Consider the following 596-nt stretch of genomic DNA (forward strand, 5'->3'; position numbering starts at 1 on the left):
CTTGGTGGACGGGGAGATCGCCCATCCTAGTCTGACTCGCCTCGAGGTAGTGCGGACTATGCATGAGCGCAAGCAGCGGATGAGTGACCTAGCTGACGCGTTCGTCGCGCTACCCGGCGGCGGCGGAACCCTTGACGAGCTATTCGAAGCATGGACATGGCAGCAGCTCGGTGTACACAGCAAACCCGTGGCCTTGTACGACTCGACCTTCTGGGCACCGCTGACCGCGCTACTCAACCACATGACCATCGAAGGCTTCATCCGCCCTGAGGACCGCGCCTCGCTCGTGATCGCCGATACCATACATCAGCTGATGGCCGATCTTGAGGGATGGACCCCACCACCACCGAAGTGGCGCTCGTGACATAGAACAAATGATTCTGACTATGGCTCATTGACATCTGCGCAGCGGCTACTAGCTCCATTGACTTCAAATCGGGCCTTGGCCGAGGCTCGGTTCAGGTGGCCCGGAATGGATCCCCACAAATTGAATGCTCATGATCGAGGTGATGAACGCCCACTCTATTGTCCTACGCCCGGTTGTATCCAGCGAGCAATTGAAGGTGCTGCGCCTGTTGGTCGACCAGGCCGAGCCA

General features: G+C 58.7%; 1 protein-coding gene. It reads left to right on the top strand.

What is annotated here, in order from left to right:
• The coding region (locus tag IEZ13_RS46195; protein ID WP_189285824.1) for an LOG family protein at positions 1–364 on the top strand (364 nt) is incomplete at its 5' end.
• Positions 365–596: the final 232 nt, after the last annotated feature.

It is taken from the genome of Actinoplanes campanulatus, from assembly GCF_014647795.1.
Lineage (GTDB): Bacteria > Actinomycetota > Actinomycetes > Mycobacteriales > Micromonosporaceae > Actinoplanes > Actinoplanes campanulatus.